At 56.1% G+C, this 20,925-nt stretch carries 16 protein-coding genes, 1 tRNA gene and 3 rRNA genes; 5 read left to right on the top strand and 15 right to left on the bottom strand.

Features of this window, described 5'->3' with window-relative positions:
- Positions 1 to 182: 182 nt before the first annotated feature.
- Genes dsbA through AC6I7A_RS19345 form a run of 3 tightly spaced genes read right to left on the bottom strand, consistent with a single transcriptional unit; the run spans position 183 to position 2,146 of the window.
- Positions 183 to 812, bottom strand: coding sequence for a thiol:disulfide interchange protein DsbA (gene dsbA / locus AC6I7A_RS19335; protein WP_009088168.1), 630 nt, complete (start codon positions 810 to 812; stop codon positions 183 to 185).
- Positions 813 to 838: 26 nt separating this feature from the next.
- Positions 839 to 1,825, bottom strand: coding sequence for a serine/threonine protein kinase (locus AC6I7A_RS19340; protein WP_009088169.1), 987 nt, complete (start codon positions 1,823 to 1,825; stop codon positions 839 to 841).
- A gap of 45 nt (positions 1,826 to 1,870) precedes the next feature.
- Entirely contained in the window at positions 1,871 to 2,146 is a 276-nt protein-coding gene (locus AC6I7A_RS19345) for a YihD family protein (protein ID WP_046100879.1), read from the bottom strand.
- A 39-nt stretch (positions 2,147 to 2,185) separates the two neighbouring features.
- On the opposite strand from AC6I7A_RS19345, the gene mobA reads away from it, so the two are divergent.
- Positions 2,186 to 2,752 (top strand): molybdenum cofactor guanylyltransferase MobA, encoded by a 567-nt coding sequence (gene mobA / locus AC6I7A_RS19350; protein WP_058957391.1) that lies wholly within the window; start codon positions 2,186 to 2,188, stop codon positions 2,750 to 2,752.
- A 1-nt stretch (position 2,753) separates the two neighbouring features.
- Positions 2,754 to 3,260 carry a molybdopterin-guanine dinucleotide biosynthesis protein MobB gene (mobB, locus tag AC6I7A_RS19355; RefSeq protein ID WP_058957392.1) on the top strand — a complete coding sequence of 169 codons (507 nt, stop codon included), beginning with the start codon at positions 2,754 to 2,756 and terminating at the stop codon, positions 3,258 to 3,260.
- 85 nt (positions 3,261 to 3,345) lie between these two features.
- On the opposite strand, the gene rrf is transcribed toward mobB, so the two are convergent.
- The 4 genes from rrf to AC6I7A_RS19375 all read right to left on the bottom strand — a co-directional run bounded on the left by rrf (position 3,346) and on the right by AC6I7A_RS19375 (position 8,398).
- Positions 3,346 to 3,461 (bottom strand): 5S ribosomal RNA (gene rrf, locus AC6I7A_RS19360).
- Positions 3,462 to 3,561: 100 nt separating this feature from the next.
- Positions 3,562 to 6,466, bottom strand: a 23S ribosomal RNA gene (locus tag AC6I7A_RS19365).
- A 229-nt stretch (positions 6,467 to 6,695) separates the two neighbouring features.
- Positions 6,696 to 6,770: transfer RNA gene (locus AC6I7A_RS19370), tRNA-Glu, on the bottom strand.
- 88 nt (positions 6,771 to 6,858) lie between these two features.
- Positions 6,859 to 8,398 (bottom strand): 16S ribosomal RNA (locus AC6I7A_RS19375).
- Together the 16S, 23S and 5S rRNA genes with 1 tRNA gene alongside form the textbook arrangement of a ribosomal RNA operon.
- 533 nt (positions 8,399 to 8,931) lie before the next feature.
- Here AC6I7A_RS19375 and mdtD point away from each other — a divergent pair.
- Complete coding sequence (mdtD, locus tag AC6I7A_RS19380; RefSeq protein WP_058957200.1) at positions 8,932 to 10,332, top strand: multidrug transporter subunit MdtD; 1,401 nt, start codon at positions 8,932 to 8,934, stop codon at positions 10,330 to 10,332.
- On the opposite strand, the gene rbsR is transcribed toward mdtD, so the two are convergent.
- The 7 genes from rbsR to AC6I7A_RS19415 all read right to left on the bottom strand — a co-directional run bounded on the left by rbsR (position 10,329) and on the right by AC6I7A_RS19415 (position 16,823).
- Entirely contained in the window at positions 10,329 to 11,321 is a 993-nt protein-coding gene (rbsR, locus tag AC6I7A_RS19385; RefSeq protein WP_009088175.1) for a ribose operon transcriptional repressor RbsR, read from the bottom strand. The two genes, mdtD and rbsR, sit on opposite strands and share 4 nt — an antisense overlap.
- 4 nt (positions 11,322 to 11,325) lie before the next feature.
- Positions 11,326 to 12,255, bottom strand: coding sequence for a ribokinase (gene rbsK, locus AC6I7A_RS19390; RefSeq protein ID WP_058957199.1), 930 nt, complete (start codon positions 12,253 to 12,255; stop codon positions 11,326 to 11,328).
- Positions 12,256 to 12,317: 62 nt separating this feature from the next.
- The gene (rbsB, locus tag AC6I7A_RS19395) at positions 12,318 to 13,193 is read right to left on the bottom strand and encodes a ribose ABC transporter substrate-binding protein RbsB (protein WP_009088177.1); all 876 of its coding nucleotides are present in this window, start codon (positions 13,191 to 13,193) and stop codon (positions 12,318 to 12,320) included.
- 25 nt (positions 13,194 to 13,218) lie between these two features.
- Positions 13,219 to 14,190, bottom strand: a complete 972-nt coding sequence (rbsC, locus tag AC6I7A_RS19400) for a ribose ABC transporter permease (RefSeq protein ID WP_009088178.1) — start codon at positions 14,188 to 14,190, stop codon at positions 13,219 to 13,221.
- Positions 14,187 to 15,695 (bottom strand): ribose ABC transporter ATP-binding protein RbsA, encoded by a 1,509-nt coding sequence (gene rbsA, locus AC6I7A_RS19405; protein ID WP_058957198.1) that lies wholly within the window; start codon positions 15,693 to 15,695, stop codon positions 14,187 to 14,189. Before rbsA ends, rbsC begins: the two co-directional genes overlap by 4 nt.
- 7 nt (positions 15,696 to 15,702) lie before the next feature.
- Positions 15,703 to 16,122, bottom strand: a complete 420-nt coding sequence (rbsD, locus tag AC6I7A_RS19410) for a D-ribose pyranase (RefSeq protein ID WP_058957197.1) — start codon at positions 16,120 to 16,122, stop codon at positions 15,703 to 15,705.
- A gap of 293 nt (positions 16,123 to 16,415) precedes the next feature.
- On the bottom strand, positions 16,416 to 16,823 hold the full coding sequence (locus AC6I7A_RS19415) for a YgiW/YdeI family stress tolerance OB fold protein (protein ID WP_009088181.1): 408 nt from the start codon (positions 16,821 to 16,823) through the stop codon (positions 16,416 to 16,418).
- Between the two features lie 162 nt (positions 16,824 to 16,985).
- Between AC6I7A_RS19415 and qseB the strand changes: the two genes are divergently transcribed.
- Both qseB and qseC read left to right on the top strand, forming a co-directional pair.
- Entirely contained in the window at positions 16,986 to 17,657 is a 672-nt protein-coding gene (gene qseB / locus AC6I7A_RS19420; RefSeq protein WP_009088182.1) for a quorum sensing response regulator transcription factor QseB, read from the top strand.
- Positions 17,645 to 19,000 carry a quorum sensing histidine kinase QseC gene (gene qseC, locus AC6I7A_RS19425; RefSeq protein WP_082668184.1) on the top strand — a complete coding sequence of 452 codons (1,356 nt, stop codon included), beginning with the start codon at positions 17,645 to 17,647 and terminating at the stop codon, positions 18,998 to 19,000. The genes qseB and qseC overlap by 13 nt, the downstream gene beginning before the upstream one ends.
- Before the next feature lie 15 nt (positions 19,001 to 19,015).
- Here the strand turns inward: qseC and kup are convergent, their stop codons facing one another.
- Complete coding sequence (gene kup, locus AC6I7A_RS19430) at positions 19,016 to 20,884, bottom strand: low affinity potassium transporter Kup (RefSeq protein WP_009088184.1); 1,869 nt, start codon at positions 20,882 to 20,884, stop codon at positions 19,016 to 19,018.
- Between the last annotated feature and the right edge of the window lie 41 nt (positions 20,885 to 20,925).

Consider the following 20,925-nt stretch of genomic DNA (forward strand, 5'->3'; position numbering starts at 1 on the left):
AATAAAATGCTTATTTTTCATGTGCTTTATCAATTACCGTGACGTGATCGCCATTTTCAATAGCGTGATCCCTTGTGTGGATATTAAATTTATGCCCTGGAGATGGACAAAACCGTCGCGCAATTAAGAAGCATAAAAAAAACGCCAGCAGGCGCTGGCGTTTCACGGGTGCAGAAGGCTGATTACTTCTGGCTTACCAGGAATTTAACGACGTTGGCATAGTCTGCAACGAAATTATCCATAGAGCTGGTATCCAGCCCGCCATTGTTCACCATGTATTTGCCATTAACGAACATCGCAGGCACACCACGCAGATCGACATCAGCCGCCGCTTTCTGCTGCTGGGCAACTAAGGCTTTAACTGCGAAGCTGTTCCAGGCCGCATCGTAATCAGAAGAGGAGATCCCGGCCGCCTGAATAAAGGCCTCTTTCAGACTGGCAGGATCGGTAATGGTCTGCGTTTTCTGAATGCCGTCGAAGATCGGTGCCGTAACCTTGTCTTCCACACCCAGCGCCATCGCTACCGCCCAGGCCTGAGTCACGACCGGCCCGAGATCACCGCCGAGGAAATCGACGTGATATTTCACCAGTTTGGTGTCAGCAGGCAGGTTCTTTTTAACCGCGTCATTAACGTGATAAATGCGTTCAAACTGATAGCAGTGCGGGCAGAAAAACGAGAAGAACTCCATCACCTGAGGTTCGCCGGCCACGGGTTTCTGCAGACTGACATATTGTTTACCTTCAGTGAACTGGGCAGCAGACGCGCTGAATGCCAGCACTAAACCCATCAGTGCAAACCAAATCTTTTTCATCGTGAAACACTCTCCTGACTACGTCATTAATATTGCGGTGTCAGCTGCAGAGGAGGTTCCTGCAACAGCTTCTCCTGCTCGGTGAATAGCGAAATTTGCCTGCGCCAGAAATCTTCATCTGTCATCCAGGGAAACGCACGCGGAAAAGCGGGATCCTGCCAGCGTCTGACGACCCAGGCCAGATAATAAACCATGCGCATCGCGCGTAAAGGTTCAATCAGTGACAATTCATTAATATCAAAATCGCTGAATTCACCGTAAGCCTCCAGCAGGATATCCCACTGAATACGCTGTTCCTGTCGATCGCCGCTGATCAGCATCCAGAGATCCTGCACCGCCGGACCATTACGGGCGTCATCGAGATCGACAAACAGCGGTCCATCGCGCCACAGAATATTTCCCGGATGGCAGTCACCATGTAATCGTAGCGGCTGCCATCCGGTATGCCAGTGCTGCTGCAGCGCCTCTCCCAGCTTATCAACCGCCTGTAGCAGCATGGCTTTCAGTGAATCAGGAACCAGCTGAGCCTGCTCCAGCACCTGACGCGGTTCGTGCAGATACTCATCCAGTCCCATGACTGGCCGGTGACTGAACAGCGCTTTGCGACCGGTCTGATGAAGACGCCCCAGAAAACGACCTACCCACTCCATCTGATCTTCGTTGTCGGTCTCATATTGCCGCCCGCCCAGACTGGGAAAGAGCGCAAAGAAAAAGCCCGCATGGCTGTGCAACGTCTCGCCCTGAAGCCGCAGCGGTGCCGCAACAGGGACCTCGTCAGCCAGCAGATCAAGGGCATACTGATGCTCTTCCGCAATCTGTTCGGCACGCCAGCGCTGTGGACGATAGAATTTGGCGACATAGCGACGTTTTTCATCATCGCTGAACTGATAGACCCTGTTCTCATAACTGTTCAGGGCTGTCAGTCCCGATTCGACGCGGATTCCTGTACCCCAGAGCGCATCAAGCAGCACGTCGGGGTTCAGTGTCTGGAAGTTGAAAGCAGCGTCGCTCATTCTGTTACCTGTGGTTGCCCTTGCATGTAGCTGCCAAGGATAACACTACTCGTCCGGTTTAATGACACCCCGCGCGCGGAGGAGTGCCGTTTTAAAATCGACTTCATAATCTTTTTTCAGCCCCGGAATGGCATCATCGCTGGCTGAGTCACGCATTTTGAGATGGTAAATTAATATATCGTCAGTTAATTCACTTAACGGGCCACGGAAACCAGATTCCTGAGCCAGTTTCTGCAAAAATGTGACCAGATTAAGGTCAGGCTCTTTTTGCCAGGCGGGTTGCAGCAATTCCAGCAATTCATTCAGGCGATGGCATTTCATTTCGTTTTCTCCAGGTACGTAATCAGCGAGGGCACCGTCATGACAGCATTAACCGGCATCATTCTGGCGGGTGGTCAGGGCCGCCGTATGGGGGGGCTGGATAAAGGGCTGGTGCAGCTGGACGGCAGACCACTTTACCAGCATGTTCTTGAGCGGCTCAGGCCACAAGTCGACATTGTCATGATTAATGCGAATCGTAATATTGATCGCTATCAGCTAAGCGGGTGTCGCGTTATAGAGGATGTTTTTGACGATTACCCGGGCCCGCTGGCTGGCATCTACAGTGCCTTAATCGCCATAGAAGGAGAATGGGCGGTTTTTTGCTCCTGCGATACCCCGGCGATTCCTCTTAACTTTGTGGAAAAACTGATCCATCAACGCAGAGAAGCACCCGCAGTATGGGTTCGCTCGCAGACGCGCGATCACCCTACACTCGCCCTGATTCACCGTGATATGGCAAAAGCCCTTTTTGACTATCTGCAGGCCGGAGAGCGGCGCCTCATGCAATTCCTGCGCGATCATGGTGGTCATGCGGTCGCACTGGATGATGATGAATCCGCCTTCCGCAACATCAATACGCCAGACGATCTGAAAGAGAGAACCTGATATGTCACTACCCTTACTTGCCATTGTGGGCTGGAGTGGAACCGGTAAAACCACGCTGTTGCAGCAGGTGATTCCGCTTCTCAGTGGCAAAGGCATTCGCGCGGGGTTGATCAAGCATACCCATCATCAGATGGATGTGGATACCCCAGGTAAAGATAGCTATCTGCTCAGAAAGGCGGGGGCCAGTCAGGTCATGGTCGCCAGTTCAGAACGCTGGGCGCTGATGTGTGAAACGTCGGATCAGCCGTCGATTGATCTGTCTTATCTGGTCAGCCGCATGGATCACGCTTTACTTGAGGTGGTGCTGGTCGAAGGCTTCAAAGATGAACCTGTTCCAAAGATTGTTTTATGGCGCGAGGGGGTTAAGGGTGGGATCGAAGAGCTGCTCGATGCGCGGACAATAGCGGTTGCCACTGACCAGAAATTAGCGCTGAACGTACCGGTTCTGGATATAAATTGTCCGGGCAGCGTTGCAGATTTCATTGCTGAGTGGCTGAAAAGCCGCTGAGGATGGTATTGCACTGCGATTTTTCACGATCTGCAGACGTAAAAAAGCCCCGCACATCAGTGCGGGGCTTCTTCACTTGTATAATGCCTGGCAGTTCCCTACTCTCGCATGGGGAGGCCCCACACTACCATCGGCGCTACGGCGTTTCACTTCTGAGTTCGGCATGGGGTCAGGTGGGACCACCGCGCTAAAGCCGCCAGGCAAATCTTGGTGCACGAAACGAAAAATTCTTCGCTTCTGCTAATTCTTTATCCGTCACAAACTGAAAATCGTGTCTCTCAAAAAACGCCTCTGGCGTTGTAAGGTTAAGCCTCACGGGTCATTAGTACCGGTTAGCTCAACGCATCGCTGCGCTTACACACCCGGCCTATCAACGTCGTCGTCTTCAACGTCCCTTCAGGACCCTCAAGGGGTCAGGGAGAACTCATCTCGGGGCAAGTTTCGTGCTTAGATGCTTTCAGCACTTATCTTTTCCGCACTTAGCTACCGGGCAGTGCCATTGGCATGACAACCCGAACACCAGTGGTGCGTTCACTCCGGTCCTCTCGTACTAGGAGCAACCCCCCTCAATTCTCCAGCGCCCACGGCAGATAGGGACCGAACTGTCTCACGACGTTCTAAACCCAGCTCGCGTACCACTTTAAACGGCGAACAGCCGTACCCTTGGGACCTACTTCAGCCCCAGGATGTGATGAGCCGACATCGAGGTGCCAAACACCGCCGTCGATATGAACTCTTGGGCGGTATCAGCCTGTTATCCCCGGAGTACCTTTTATCCGTTGAGCGATGGCCCTTCCATTCAGAACCACCGGATCACTATGACCTGCTTTCGCACCTGCTCGAGCCGTCACTCTCGCAGTCAAGCCAGCTTATGCCATTGCACTAACCTCACGATGTCCGACCGTGATTAGCTGACCTTCGTGCTCCTCCGTTACTCTTTGGGAGGAGACCGCCCCAGTCAAACTACCCACCAGACACTGTCCGCACCCCGGATCACGGGGCCACGTTAGAACATCAAACATTAAAGGGTGGTATTTCAAGGATGGCTCCACGCAGACTGGCGTCCGCGCTTCAAAGCCTCCCACCTATCCTACACATCAAGGCTCAATGTTCAGTGTCAAGCTGTAGTAAAGGTTCACGGGGTCTTTCCGTCTTGCCGCGGGTACACTGCATCTTCACAGCGAGTTCAATTTCACTGAGTCTCGGGTGGAGACAGCCTGGCCATCATTACGCCATTCGTGCAGGTCGGAACTTACCCGACAAGGAATTTCGCTACCTTAGGACCGTTATAGTTACGGCCGCCGTTTACCGGGGCTTCGATCAAGAGCTTCTCCTTACGGATAACCCCATCAATTAACCTTCCGGCACCGGGCAGGCGTCACACCGTATACGTCCACTTTCGTGTTTGCACAGTGCTGTGTTTTTAATAAACAGTTGCAGCCAGCTGGTATCTTCGACTGGCTTCGGCTCCGGGAGCAAGTCCCTTCACCTACGCGCCAGCGTGCCTTCTCCCGAAGTTACGGCACCATTTTGCCTAGTTCCTTCACCCGAGTTCTCTCAAGCGCCTTGGTATTCTCTACCTGACCACCTGTGTCGGTTTGGGGTACGATTCTGTGTTACCTGATGCTTAGAGGCTTTTCCTGGAAGCAGGGCATTTATCACTTCAGCACCGTAGTGCCTCGTCGTCACGCCTCAGCGTTAAAAGAGTCCGGATTTACCTGGACCCTCCGCCTACACGCTTAAACCGGGACAACCGTCGCCCGGCTGATATAGCCTTCTCCGTCCCCCCTTCGCAGTAACACCGAGTACAGGAATATTAACCTGTTTCCCATCGACTACGCCTTTCGGCCTCGCCTTAGGGGTCGACTCACCCTGCTCCGATTAACGTTGAACAGGAACCCTTGGTCTTCCGGCGAGCGGGCTTTTCACCCGCTTTATCGTTACTTATGTCAGCATTCGCACTTCTGATACCTCCAGCATGCCTCACAGCACACCTTCGACGGCTTACAGAACGCTCCCCTACCCAACAACACATAGTGTCGCTGCCGCAGCTTCGGTGCATGGTTTAGCCCCGTTACATCTTCCGCGCAGGCCGACTCGACCAGTGAGCTATTACGCTTTCTTTAAATGATGGCTGCTTCTAAGCCAACATCCTGGCTGTCTGTGCCTTCCCACATCGTTTCCCACTTAACCATGACTTTGGGACCTTAGCTGGCGGTCTGGGTTGTTTCCCTCTTCACGACGGACGTTAGCACCCGCCGTGTGTCTCCCGTGATAACATTCTCCGGTATTCGCAGTTTGCATCGGGTTGGTAAGCCGGGATGGCCCCCTAGCCGAAACAGTGCTCTACCCCCGGAGATGAGTTCACGAGGCGCTACCTAAATAGCTTTCGGGGAGAACCAGCTATCTCCCGGTTTGATTGGCCTTTCACCCCCAGCCACAGGTCATCCGCTAATTTTTCAACATTAGTCGGTTCGGTCCTCCAGTTAGTGTTACCCAACCTTCAACCTGCCCATGGCTAGATCACCGGGTTTCGGGTCTATACCCTGCAACTTAACGCCCAGTTAAGACTCGGTTTCCCTGCGGCTCCCCTATACGGTTAACCTTGCTACAGAATATAAGTCGCTGACCCATTATACAAAAGGTACGCAGTCACACCACAAGGGTGCTCCCACTGCTTGTACGTACACGGTTTCAGGTTCTGTTTCACTCCCCTCGCCGGGGTTCTTTTCGCCTTTCCCTCACGGTACTGGTTCACTATCGGTCAGTCAGGAGTATTTAGCCTTGGAGGATGGTCCCCCCATATTCAGACAGGATACCACGTGTCCCGCCTTACTCATCGAGCTCACAGCGTGTGTGCTTTTGTGTACGGGAGTATCACCCTGTACCCTGCGACTTTCCAGACGCTTCCACTAACACACATGCTGATTCAGGCTCTGGGCTGCTCCCCGTTCGCTCGCCGCTACTGGGGGAATCTCGGTTGATTTCTTTTCCTCGGGGTACTTAGATGTTTCAGTTCCCCCGGTTCGCCTTGCAGCACTATGTATTCATGCTGCAATGATGCACTGAGTGCACCGGGTTTCCCCATTCGGACATCGACGGCTGTAGCGGTTCATATCACCTTACCGTCGCTTTACGCAGATTAGCACGTCCTTCATCGCCTCTGACTGCCAGGGCATCCACCGTGTACGCTTAGTCGCTTAACCTCACAACCCACAGGCGTTTTTCAACGCTGCGTGCTGTAAGCATTTGAGAGACTCGAACATGTCGCCTTGCTATTCCTTATTACGGAGGAATAACGCGTCATGTCGTTTCAATTTTCAGCTTGTTCCGGATTGTTAAAGAGCAAATATCTCAGACGCGTCTCCCTGCTCGCGCAGCGGAAACGGTTTTGAGATACTGTATGGAGACACCTTTCACCTGTCACCAAGCAGGTGGCGTCCCCTAGGGGATTCGAACCCCTGTTGCCGCCGTGAAAGGGCGGAGTCCTAACCGCTAGACGAAGGGGACACGATAGTGTCACGACTTCGCAGCCGTCCTGCTCATTACTTTTTATCAGACAATCTGTGTGAGCACTGCGCGGGAAGGTATCTTCAGGTAAGGAGGTGATCCAACCGCAGGTTCCCCTACGGTTACCTTGTTACGACTTCACCCCAGTCATGAATCACAAAGTGGTAAGCGCCCTCCCGAAGGTTAAGCTACCTACTTCTTTTGCAACCCACTCCCATGGTGTGACGGGCGGTGTGTACAAGGCCCGGGAACGTATTCACCGTGGCATTCTGATCCACGATTACTAGCGATTCCGACTTCACGGAGTCGAGTTGCAGACTCCGATCCGGACTACGACGCACTTTGTGAGGTCCGCTTGCTCTCGCGAGGTCGCTTCTCTTTGTATGCGCCATTGTAGCACGTGTGTAGCCCTACTCGTAAGGGCCATGATGACTTGACGTCATCCCCACCTTCCTCCGGTTTATCACCGGCAGTCTCCTTTGAGTTCCCGACCGAATCGCTGGCAACAAAGGATAAGGGTTGCGCTCGTTGCGGGACTTAACCCAACATTTCACAACACGAGCTGACGACAGCCATGCAGCACCTGTCTCAGAGTTCCCGAAGGCACCAATCCATCTCTGGAAAGTTCTCTGGATGTCAAGAGTAGGTAAGGTTCTTCGCGTTGCATCGAATTAAACCACATGCTCCACCGCTTGTGCGGGCCCCCGTCAATTCATTTGAGTTTTAACCTTGCGGCCGTACTCCCCAGGCGGTCGACTTAACGCGTTAGCTCCGGAAGCCACTCCTCAAGGGAACAACCTCCAAGTCGACATCGTTTACGGCGTGGACTACCAGGGTATCTAATCCTGTTTGCTCCCCACGCTTTCGCACCTGAGCGTCAGTCTTCGTCCAGGGGGCCGCCTTCGCCACCGGTATTCCTCCAGATCTCTACGCATTTCACCGCTACACCTGGAATTCTACCCCCCTCTACGAGACTCAAGCCTGCCAGTTTCAAATGCAGTTCCCAGGTTAAGCCCGGGGATTTCACATCTGACTTAACAGACCGCCTGCGTGCGCTTTACGCCCAGTAATTCCGATTAACGCTTGCACCCTCCGTATTACCGCGGCTGCTGGCACGGAGTTAGCCGGTGCTTCTTCTGCGGGTAACGTCAATCGGCGAGGTTATTAACCTCACCGCCTTCCTCCCCGCTGAAAGTACTTTACAACCCGAAGGCCTTCTTCATACACGCGGCATGGCTGCATCAGGCTTGCGCCCATTGTGCAATATTCCCCACTGCTGCCTCCCGTAGGAGTCTGGACCGTGTCTCAGTTCCAGTGTGGCTGGTCATCCTCTCAGACCAGCTAGGGATCGTCGCCTAGGTGGGCCATTACCCCGCCTACTAGCTAATCCCATCTGGGTTCATCCGATAGTGAGAGGCCCGAAGGTCCCCCTCTTTGGTCTTGCGACGTTATGCGGTATTAGCCACCGTTTCCAGTGGTTATCCCCCTCTATCGGGCAGATCCCCAGACATTACTCACCCGTCCGCCACTCGTCACCCAAGAGCAAGCTCTCTGTGCTACCGTCCGACTTGCATGTGTTAGGCCTGCCGCCAGCGTTCAATCTGAGCCATGATCAAACTCTTCAATTTAAAGTTTGATTTGCTGAAACGAGTTCAGCGGTGCTCATCTGTAAAACGTCATAATGAATTTCATTATGTGTTCACTCGTGAGGCTTTGATATTTTTGTGCGTCCGGGGACGCTGATATCAATCCTGCGAGTGCCCACACAGATTGTCTGATAAATTGTTAAAGAGCAGTGCGAACAGTGCGTTAGCGTCCTGTCGCGAGGTGGCGTATATTACGCTTTCCTCCTTCAGAGTCAACCTCTTTTTCAGAAGTTTTTCTCCGGCGGCTCAGTCTCCTGAACCTTCAACCCGCTTCCCGTTGCCGGTGTGCCGTGTCGATGGAGGCGCATTATAGGGAGTTTCCGCGGGCTGACAAGTGTTTCTTTGAATTAATTTGCTGAGCGCATCTTTTTTAAACGAACGGGTTAAAAACAGACGTTTCATGCCTGAATAACGCACAAAAACCGCCATTAAACGTTGTAAAGAGACCTGCCGTGGCGGATTGCGGGTGCTATTATTTTGCTTCTTGTCGCAGGATAACCCCAGAAGGACACTCAATGATAAGATCCGCGCGCAGCATGGCCGGTTTGCCATGGATAGCTGCCATGGCCTTTTTCATGCAGTCACTCGACGCCACCATACTGAATACTGCACTGCCCGCCATCGCCTCCAGCCTCGATCGTTCTCCCCTGGCCATGCAATCCGCCGTTATCAGCTACACCCTGACTGTTGCTATGTTGATTCCGGTCAGCGGCTGGCTTGCCGATCGTTTCGGCACGCGTAAGGTGTTTATCGTTGCCGTGTCACTGTTTACCCTGGGCTCACTGGCCTGTGCGCTTTCGCCTACGCTGTCGGTGCTGGTTATGTCACGCATCGTGCAGGGCGTCGGCGGCGCCATGATGATGCCGGTTGCCCGGCTGGCGCTGTTGCGTGCCTATCCGCGCAGTGAGCTGCTGCCGGTGCTCAACTTTGTCACCATGCCAGGATTAGTGGGTCCGATACTGGGACCGATGCTGGGCGGCGTTCTGGTCACCTACGCCACCTGGCACTGGATTTTCCTGATCAACATTCCAATAGGCATTCTCGGTATTGTCTTTGCACGCAAATATATGCCGGACTTCACCACCCCCAAGCGCCGCTTCGACTTTGCAGGCTTCCTATTATTCGGGGCCGGACTGGTGATGATCTCAATCGGTATTGAGCTGTTTGGCGAGCGGATTGTCTCAGCCTGGCTGGCTGGCGGGATATTACTGGGCGGGATTGTGCTGTTGCTTCTCTATATAGTGCATGCCCGGCGTCACCCTTCACCGCTGATCAGCCTGCCGATGTTTAAAACCCGCACCTTCTCAGTCGGCATCGGTGGTAACATCGCGTCACGTCTCGGCACGGGCTGCGTGCCCTTTTTAATGCCACTGATGTTGCAGGTCGGTTTTGGCTATTCAGCAATTATCGCAGGCTGCATGATGGCTCCCACCGCGATTGGCTCTATCCTGGCGAAATCCACGGTGACCCAACTGCTGCGCTGGCTGGGATACCGCCGCCTGCTGGTCGGCATTACCGCCATCATTGGCATTCTGATCGCCAGCTTCTCCCTGCAGTCGCCTGCTGAGAGCATTATTGTGCTGTTACTGCCGCTGTTTATTCTCGGCATGGCCATGTCGACACAGTTCACGGCCATGAACACGATCACGCTGGCTGATCTGGATGATGACAACGCCAGCGGCGGCAACAGCGTGCTGGCCGTGACCCAGCAGTTAGCGATCAGTTTTGGTGTGGCCGTCAGCGCCGCGGTACTGCGCTTCTATCAGGAGTTTGAAACCAGCACCATTTCACAGTTTCACGCCACGTTTCTGACCATGGGCGTGATAACCGTCTTCTCCGGGCTGACCTTTATGCTGCTGAAAAACGGGGATGGACGTAATCTGATCACCAATCGCGACAGGAAGAAAAAGTCTTAAGCCGACCCACGCACCACGAGTTCCGGCGTCAGCACCAGCGTCTGCTGGCTGGCGTCGGGATCGCTGAGACGATGGATTAAGGTGTCTATCGCCAGTTCGCCCAGGGCATCTTTTGGCTGATGAACGGTACTCAGTGGCGGAGAAAGATAACGCGCCAGTTCGATATCGTCATAGCCCATGACCGCCATCTGCTGTGGAACCTGCAGTCCCGCCTGATAGAGCGCATGGTAAACGCCGACCGCCATGGCGTCGTTGCTGGTGAACACCGCATCCGGTGGCGTGTCCAGTGCCAGCAGCTCAACCATCCCGTTGTAACCGCCCTGAAATTCAAAGTCACCGCTCACCACGTAGCCCGGCAGAATCTCAAGGCCGCTTTTTGTCATGGCGTTGCGATACCCCTGCAGACGCATGCGGGCCGGGGTCTTATCCTGCGGGCCGGCGATGCAGGCGATGCGGGTATAGCCGCTGTCGATAAGATGCTGAGTTGCCAGTTCGCCTCCCAGCAGGGCGTTATCCTGAATAATGTCACCACGCCCTTCAAATGGCGCCCAGTCCATCATGACGGCCGGGATAGAGGGATAGCGATTCAGAATGTCTGCGGAAGGGAGGTGACTTTCGGTGCACATAATCAGTAAGCCATCGACGCGCTTTTGCATCAGCGTCTCAAGGCTGCGGTTCATCCGCTCCTCATCCCCGGCGGTGTTACAGAGGATCAGGCTGTAGCCACGCTGATAGCAGCTCTCTTCGACGCCCCGCACCACCTCCGCATAGAACGGGTTACTACTGGTGGTCAGCAGCATGCCTATCGTGTGGGTCTGGTTGATCTTCAGACTGCGCGCCAGTGCCGAGGGGGCGTAATTCAGATGACGTATCGCCTGCTCGACTTTTTCCCGCACGCCTTCACTGACAAAGCGATTGTTGTTGATGACGTGCGAGACGGTGGAGGTAGAGACGCCCGCCAGGCGAGCGACATCTTTCATGGTACTCAAGCGCTTAGCCCTGCTGCTGCAAAAATTCATCGATCTCCGCGCGCCACGGCACGGAGGGCTGCGCACCCGAGCGGGTCACGGCAATCGCGGCGGCGGCGTGGGCAAATCGTACGGCCTCATAGATCGGCTTCTGCTCCAGTCGTGCGGTAATAAACGCACCATTAAAGGTATCGCCCGCCGCGATAGTATCGATCGCCTTCACGCTGAAGCCTGCAATGCGCTGGCCCTCACCCTGTTCGCTCAGCCAGACGCCGCGGCGCCCCAGCGTAATCAACACCGTGCCGATGCCCTTTGCATGTAACACTGCCGCGGCGCGGGCAGCATCTTCATCGCTGTTGACGGCGATGCCGGTCAGGCTCTCCGCTTCAGTCTCATTCGGCGTAATAATGTCGACCAGCGCCAGCAGGTCGTCAGAGAGCGGGGTGGCCGGGGCCGGATTGAGAATCACCTGAGTCTGATGCTGTCGGGCAAACGTGGCCGCGGCCAGAACGCTCTCCAGCGGTGACTCCAGCTGCATAAGAAGCGCATCGGCTGCAGCGATGACCGGCTGATGACGCGCCACACAGGCAGGCGTTAACGCCGCGTTGGCACCGGCGTAGATACCGATACTGTTTTCGCCGTCACCGTTAACGAAAATCATCGCCACGCCGGTGGACTCACCCGCAACCACTTCAACCGGGGTGGTATCAATATTGTCCTGCGCCAGCTGCTGACGAATCCGTTCACCCATGTCGTCAGCGCCCACACAGGCGATAAAGGCGATATCGGCTCCTGCGCGACCGGCGGCAACCGCCTGATTCGCACCTTTACCGCCAAACGCAATCTGATAATTCTGCCCGATCACCGTTTCACCGGGACGAGGAAAGTGCGCCAGATTAAGGATGTGGTCAGCGTTAATGCTGCCAAGAACGGCCAGTTTTGCGTTTTTGCTCATTAGGGGAGTCCGGAATAAGTGCGCCACCGGAAGGGTGGCGCGGTGCCCTGCTTTTCTTTGAGTTATTGAGTGACCAGCTTCAGGTCGACCGGATTGATCGCCTGCACTTTTTCACCCTTCAGCACTTTATCAGCGGTATCCACGCCGATCATGCCAATTTTGTCCGGCATCTGTGCCACGGTCGCGGACAGTTTGCCACTTTCTACCGCTTTCACGCCATCCGCCGTGCCGTCAAAACCGACCACGATCACACCGGTTTTACCGGCGGTCTGCAGCGCGCGCAGAGCACCCAGAGCCATTTCATCGTTCTGCGCGAAGACGGCCTGCACATCCGGGTGGGCCTGCAGCAGGTTCTGCATAACGTTCAGCCCTTTGGTGCGGTCAAAGTCAGCGGGCTGGCTGGCGAGGATCTGGAACTTATGCGCATCGGCAGCCTGTTTGAAACCTTCGCCACGTTCACGGGCCGCGGAGGTCCCGGCAATGCCCTGCAGCTCAATAATTTTCGCGTTTTCACCGACTTTTTTGGCGATGAAGTCACCGGCCATTTTACCGCCGAACCGGTTATCGGAGGCGACATGGCTGACAACTTTGCCCTGTGACGCGACGCGATCCAGTGTGATGACCGGGATGTTCGCCTGATTAGCCATCTTCACGGCATTGCCTACAGCATCCGAGTCGGTAGGGTTGATCAGCAGCAGTTTAGTGCCGCGCACCGTCAGATCCTGCACGTTTGCCAGCTCTTTCGCCGGATTGTTTTGTGAATCCAGCACCACCAGGTTGTAGCCCAGCTTATCGGCTTCTTTCTGCGCACCCTCTTTCAGCGAAACAAAGAAGGGGTTATTCAGGGTCGAAACCACCAGAGCGATGGTCTCTTTTGCCATGGCGCTGGTACTGAGAGTTGCGCCAAGGATGATGGCCAGTGCGGTTAACTTTTTCATCTTATTATCCTGTGTAAGGTCAGAGTTATTTACTGCTTTTATTATCCACCAGCACCGCCAGCAGGATGACTACCGCTTTAACGATCATCTGGTAGTAAGAAGAGACGCCCATCAGGTTCAGGCCGTTGTTCAGGAAGCCGAGGATCAGCGCACCGATCAGCGTGCCGAAAATACGCCCTTTACCGCCCGCCAGACTGGTGCCACCCAGCACCACCGCGGCAATCGCATCCAGCTCATAGCCGGTGCCCGCAGTAGGTTGTGCCGAAGAGAGACGGGCCACTTCAATCGTGCCCGCCAGCGCCGCCAGCATGCCACTCAGTGAATAGACGATGATTTTGACGCGATTTACATTGATGCCGGAGAGACGGGTAGCCGCTTCGTTACCGCCCAGCGCATAGATATAACGGCCCAGGCGGGTATGCTGCAGCATGTACCAGGCGGCGATAAAGACCAGCGCCATCAGCCAGACCGGTGCAGGCACACCCAGCGGGCGACCAATACCAAACCAGCCCAGCAAATCGGCATTGGCGCTGAATCCGGTGTTAATCGGGCTGCCGTCGGTATAGACCATGGTAACGCCGCGTAACAGCAGCATCATGACCAGCGTGGCAATAAACGCCTGTACCCTGCCGCGCGCCACGATGGTGCCGGTCAGGGCACCGATTGCCGCCCCCAGCGCCAGCGAGGCAGCCACCGCCACCAGGGCATTGACCTCCATACCCACCAGCGACGCGCCTACCGCACCTGTCAGTGCCAGCAGCGATCCCACAGAGAGGTCGATACCGGAAGTCAGGATCACCAGCGTCATCCCGACCGCCATAATGGCATTCACCGAGGTCTGCTGCAGAATGTTGAACAGGTTCGCGACGGTAAAGAAGTTCGGACTCTGACTGGCGACCACGGCGATCAGCACCATCAGCGCAATCAGCGACTTCTGCTCCAGTAACCAGCTTTTGCTAAACCAGCGGCGGCTGGCAGGTAACGTTTGGGTTGTCATACCACTAAATCCTCGCTGTGTTGCTTGCCTACGGCGGCGGCCATCAGACGTTCCTGAGTGGCGTCTTCCCGGGAAAATTCGCCGCTGATACGGCCTTCATGCATCACCAGAATCCGGTCGCTCATGCCCAGCACTTCCGGCATTTCCGAGGAAACGAGGATGATGCTCAGCCCTTCGGCCTTGAACTGGTTAATCAGTTGATAGATCTCTTTCTTCGCGCCGACATCCACACCGCGGGTCGGTTCGTCCAGAATCAGTACGTTGGGCCGGGTCATCAGTCCGCGGGCAATCGCCACTTTCTGCTGGTTACCCCCGGAAAGCAGGCCAATCGGCTGCTCCATTGAGGGCGTTTTCACATTGAACAGCCGGATAAAATCGCCGACCGCCAGCTGCTCTGCCGCGTGCTTCAGTGACCCGCTGCCGCGACTGAAATAACGTAACGCCGTCAGCGACATGTTCTCTTTTACCGACATGCCCAGCACCAGGCCGTCGCGCTTACGATCCTCGGAGATATAGACGATGCCGTTAGCCAGCCCATCCTGTGGCGAACGCGTTACCACTTCGCGGCCGCTGAGCCACAGTTTGCCTTCGTGGCGCGGCAGCGCGCCGTAAAGCACCTTCATCAGTTCGGTACGGCCCGCGCCCATCAGGCCGGAGATACCCAAAATTTCGCCTTTGCGCAGGCTGAAGCTGACCTTATCCACGCCCGGTCCGCTGACGTTTTCCACTTTCAGCCGCACGTCGCCGGGCGCCTGATCCAGACGGGGATATTGATCTTCCAGTTTGCGCCCGACCATCATCTCGATCAGGCTCTCTTCGGTCAGCGCGCTGACCGGACGCTCCGCAATAAACTGCCCGTCGCGGAACACCGTGACGTCATCGCAGATCTCAAAGATCTCTTTCATGCGATGCGAGATGTAGACGATGCCGCAGCCCTGCGCTTTCAGCTCATTGATCACCCGGAACAGCGACAGCGTTTCGGTGTCGGTCAGCGCGTCGGTCGGCTCATCCATGATGATCACCTGCGATTCAAAGCTCAGCACTTTGGCGATTTCGACCATTTGCTGATCGCCAATCGACAGCTCGCCCACCAGCTTGTGGCTGCTGAAGCGCAGATTGAGGCGTTTGAGCAGCGCGTCGGCTTCGGCATACATGCGTTGCCACTGAATGCGGCCAAACCGGCTGACATATTCGCGACCAAGAAAAATGTTCTCCGCCACGGTTAACTGCGGGATCAGGTTCAGTTCCTGATGGATGATGCCAATGCCCGCTTCCTGCGACGCTTTCGGCCCACTGAAGCGGGTCTCTTTGCCGAGCCAGCGCAGCGTACCGGCATCATACTGGTAGATCCCGGTCAGGACTTTCATCATGGTGGACTTGCCTGCGCCGTTCTCTCCGACCAGCGCCATCACGCGACCTGCGCGGACATTCAGCGAGGCACCCTTAAGGGCTTTCACCCCCGGAAAGGATTTTTCAATGCCGTCGAGTTGCAGTAAAGGTTGCATAGCGGCCTCAGAAGGTCACACCGGCGCTGAGGATGACATTGGCAAACGGAGAGCACTCCCCGCTGCGAATGACCGCCTGGCTACGCTGCGTGTGTTGTTTGAACTGTTCATGCGAGAGGTAGCGGATGGTGATGACGTTCCCCTGCTGCTGCTGCAGGGCTTCGAGTGCGGCAATCAGCGCACGGTGAAGAGGCGGATTGTGCTGCTGAATCTCCTCCGCCATCAGGGCGCTTTCTACCTGCATCTCCAGGGCAACCGCATTCACCACCTGCATAAAATCGGGCGTACCCGGCGTGAGCGCCAGATCAATACGCTGCGGACCGGCCGGAATCGGCAGGCCAGCATCCGCAATCGTCAGCGTATCCGTGTGTCCCAGGCGGGCAATCACATGAGAGAGTTCAGCGTTTAACAGGCGACCTTTTTTCATCTTTTCACTCCACAGCGAAACGTTTCGCTGACAGGAGTGTATGAAATGCCGCCATCAACTCAACCGGCAAAGAAGAAATCTGTGATCGCTATCGAAACGTTTCGCTTACGCGGGCGAGAATTTGAATTAGGGCAGGAGAGGGGCTGAAAAAAGGATCGTGAAGGCAGTCTCAGGCGGCTGGCAAACTTAACGCCGGAAAAAACGGGCAGCAAGGGTTCAGCACAAAACAGAGAGGAGATGGACAGAGGAGGAAAGCGTCCCGCGCCAGGAGAGGCGCGGGCCTGAAAAAAAGATTAAGGCAGTTTCTTAACCTGTTTGACGTCCATCTCAATGCTGTTGAAATCTTTATCCAGCTCACCCGTCAACTCAACATTGTCTTTCGGTGAGATGGTCTGGCCGTTCCAGTGCTTGTGGTCGATTTCGACTTTCATCGTGCCGGTCTGGTCGCGGAACAGATAATCTTCATCGCCGATCTGTTTCTCCAGCTTGCCGCGCACGGTGATCCAGCTGTCATCTTTCATCTCTTCCGCCTGCTTCACCGTCACCACACTGGTCTGGTCGGCACGAAAACCGCCCTGGCCAGCGGCAGCCTTCGTCTGTGCGGCGGGCGCACTGGGATCAACAAATCCGCCCTGCTGTGCAGCAAAAACCGGCGCGGAAGCCAGCATAACGACGGTCAGAATAGCAGCGTGCTTTTTCATGGTGTACCCCTTTTTTAGTGGTCGGTCCGGGTGGAACAGGCCCAGTTGACCACAGAGTTCTTAACAGCTTCTTAAGCATTAAAAATAGACGATATTTGCCGGAATCCGCTGTACAAGCAGGAGGTGGCTTCGTATAAAACGCTATCGGAACAGGGAGACATCATGCGTATTTTACTGATTGAAGACGATCGCTTAATTGGTGACGGTATTAAGGCAGGGCTGAGCAGGCTGGGCTTCAGCGTTGACTGGTTTACCTCCGGTGAGGCGGGCTTTAACGCGCTGGACGCGGCCCCCTGGGATGCGGTGATTCTGGATCTCTCTCTGCCCGAACGCGACGGGCTCGATATTCTGCGACAGTGGCGACAGCAGGGCAAAGATGTTCCGGTGTTAATCCTTACCGCGCGCGATGCGCTCGATCAGCGGGTCGAAGGGCTGCAGCAGGGTGCCGATGACTATCTGTGTAAACCTTTTGCCCTGACCGAGGTGGCCGCGCGCCTGCAGGCGTTGATTCGCCGCCGGCACGGCCAGCTTCAGCCTGAACTTCGTCACGGCAATGTGGTGCTGATCCCCGGCGGTCACAGCGTGATGCGTGAGGGCGAAACCATTGCGCTGAAAAGCCGGGAGCTGGCGCTGCTGGAGCTGTTTATGCGAAATCCCGGTCGGGTGCTGACGCGCAGCCAGCTGGAGGAGAAGCTCTACAGCTGGGATGCCGATGTCTCCAGCAATGCGGTGGAGGTGCATATCCATCATCTGCGTAAAAAGCTGGGCAGTCAGTTCATCCGCACGCTGCACGGCGTCGGTTATACCCTGGGAGCCGCCGAATGCGATCAATGAGCCTGTTTCTGCGGCTTGGCATCGGTTTTGTGCTGCTGGTCGCTTTCTGCTGGGTCAGTGCCAGCCTCAGTGCCTGGCATCAGACGCGTGAAACCCTGGATGAACTCTTCGATACCCAGCAGATGCTGCTGGCAAAGCGTCTGCTGACACTGGATTTTTCGACGCTGGAGAACACCACGCTGCCAAAAACCAAAGCGATCCTGCGCCACCATCGCGGCGAACAGGATGACGACGCCCTGGCGTTTGCCGTCTTCACGCATGACGGCAGGCAGGTGATGAACGATGGAGATAATGGTCGCTATCTGCCGTTCGACGCAGCATCTCAGGGATTCCATGAAGGTCAGCTCACGAATGATGATGACCGCTGGCGATTTGTCTGGCTCACCACTCCCGACAAGCAGTTTCGCGTGGTGGTCGGCCAGGAGCTGGAGTACCGGGATGACATGACGCAGGACGTAATGAAAGCGAGCGTGCTGCCCTGGTTGATCGCGCTGCCGTTTATGTTGCTGCTGCTGATGGGGCTGGTCTGGTCTGAACTGCGCCCGCTGAAGAGGCTGGCGAAGCAGCTGGCGCAGCGCGCGCCCGATGATGATACGCCGCTGCAGGCCGGGCGGGTGCCGAAAGAGGTCCAGCCGCTGATGGTGGCGCTGAATGGCCTCTTCCGCCGCATCAGCGCCATGATGCAGCGCGAACGGCGCTTTACCGCCGACGCGGCGCACGAGCTGCGCAGTCCGCTGGCTGCACTGCAGGTGCAAAGCGAAGTCATTCAGCTGACGGCGGATGATGAGGTGATGCGCACCCATGCGCTGCAGCAGCTGGATGCGGGGATCCTGCGCGCCACGCGGCTGGTGGATCAGCTGCTGACGCTCTCGCGGGTGGAAGCCGACGATGCGCGCAGTGCCTTCGGGCCGGTGGCGCTGAAGCGCACGGTTCAGGAGACGCTGGCCGCCCAGCTGCCGCTGGCGGATAAAGCGGGCGTGACGCTGCGGCTGCATGCCGACGCCGATCCGCAGATTCAGGGGCATGCGCTGCTGCTGTCACTGCTGGTGCGTAATCTGCTGGATAACGCCATTCGTTATACGCCAGCAGGCAGTGAAGTTGATGTGCGGTTACAGGCGAACAGCCTGGCGGTGGAGGATAACGGCGAGGGATTGAGTGAAGCCGACCGCCAGCGTCTTGGTGAGCGTTTCTGGCGACCGCCCGGTCAGGAGAAGAGTGGCAGCGGACTGGGACTCTCGATTGTGCGTAATATTGCCCAGCTGCACGGGATGCAGGTGAGCTTCAGCCAGCGTCCCGGCAGCGGCCTGTGCGTCACGCTGCGCTGGTCCGCGCCCACCCCGTAAGGCGGGCGCGACCCGTCAAATCTCGACCTGGGTGCCCAGCTCGATAACCCGGTTTGGCGGGATCTCGAACTGGTCTGGTGCGCGCAGTGCGTTGCGCTGCAGCGCCAGGAAGAGTTTGCCGCGCAGGCGCAGATACCAGGGGCGTTTGCCGATGATCAGCGACTCGTGCGACATAAAGAACGACGTCTCCATCATGCGGCAGTTCAGCCCTTCCAGCCCGCAGCGATGGAAAATCTCCTCAACGTTAGGCGTTTCACGCCAGCCGTAACTGGCGACCACCCGCCAGAAGGTCGGTGAGAGCTGCTCAATCGTCACACGCCGCACGTTGTGAACGTAGGGCGCATCTTCCGTTCTCAGCGTCAGCAGCACCACGCGCTCATGCAATACCTTGTTATGCTTGAGGTTATGCAGCATGGCAAACGGAATCACATTCAGCGCACGCGACATATAGACCGCGGTGCCCGGCACACGAACCGGCGGCGATTTCTCCAGCGAGGCGATCATCGCCTCCAGGGAGTTACCGTGCTCATGCATGCGACGCAGCAGGCGGAAACGCTCGCTTTTCCACGTCGTCATAATGATAAACATCACCAGACCGAGGCAGAGCGGCAGCCAGCCACCGGAGAAGATTTTCACCAGGTTGGCGGTAAACAGCGGCACGTCGATAAAGAGCAGCAGCACCAGGATGAGGCCGACGGCCAGCTTTTGCCAGTGCCAGTTTTTAATGGCCACGGTGCAGACGAGGATCGAGGTCAGGACCATGGTGCCGGTCACGGCGATACCGTAGGCCGCCGCCAGGTTACTCGAATGCTCAAAGCTGATAATCACAATCAGCACGGCGAAATAGAGCACCCAGTTGATGGCCGGAATATAGATCTGACCCGACTCGCGCTCAGAGGTGTGGATGATACGCATCCCAGGCAGATAGCCCAGTCGCACCGCCTGACGCGTCAGCGAGAAGACGCCAGAGATAACCGCCTGTGAGGCGATAACGGTGGCCAGCGTCGCCAGAATCAGCATCGGGATTAGCGCCCAGTCCGGGGCCAGCAGGAAGAAGGGGTTTTTAATCGCTTTCGGATCGCTGAGCAGCAGCGCGCCCTGACCAAAGTAGTTCAGCACCAGCGACGGCAGCACCACCGAGAACCAGGCCAGCCGGATCGGCACTTTGCCGAAGTGGCCCATATCCGCATAGAGTGCCTCCACGCCGGTAATCGCCAGCACGACAGCGCCCAGCGCGAAGAACGAGACCGACTTGTAGTGCAGGAAGAACTCAATGGCATAGGCGGGATTGAGTGCGTGCAGCACTTCCGGGTTTTTCATGATGCCGCAGGCCCCCAGGACCGCCAGCACCAGGAACCAGATCAGCATCACGGGCGCGAACAGTTTGCCCACCATACCGGTGCCATGTTTCTGAATCACAAACAGCAGCGTCAGCACCGCAATCGACATCGGCACAATAAAAGGATCCAGTGACGGCGCGGCAATCTCCAGGCCCTCAATCGCGGACATCACCGAAATGGCCGGAGTGATCACCACCTCCCCGTAGAAGAAGCTGCCGCCAATCAGTCCCATGATCACCAGCACCGCCGTGGCGCGCGCACCGGTGTGGCGGCCCGCCAGCGACATCAGGGTCAGAATACCGCCCTCTCCGGCGTTGTCGGCGCGCATCACATAACTGATATATTTGAGTGAGACCACTAGCACCAGCAGCCAGAAAATCAGCGACAGAAAGCCAAACACCGCTTCCCGTTCAACGCCGAAACCAAACTGTCCGGAGAGACATTCACGCAGGGTATAGAGCGGACTGGTGCCGATATCCCCGTAAACAACACCAATCGCGGCCAGCGTTAATCCGGGAAGGGACTGCTTATTATCTGAGCTCATAGAGTTATCTTTTGTTGGAGTCTGAGAGGCGCAAACACCCC

It is taken from the genome of Type-F symbiont of Plautia stali (assembly GCF_059731105.1).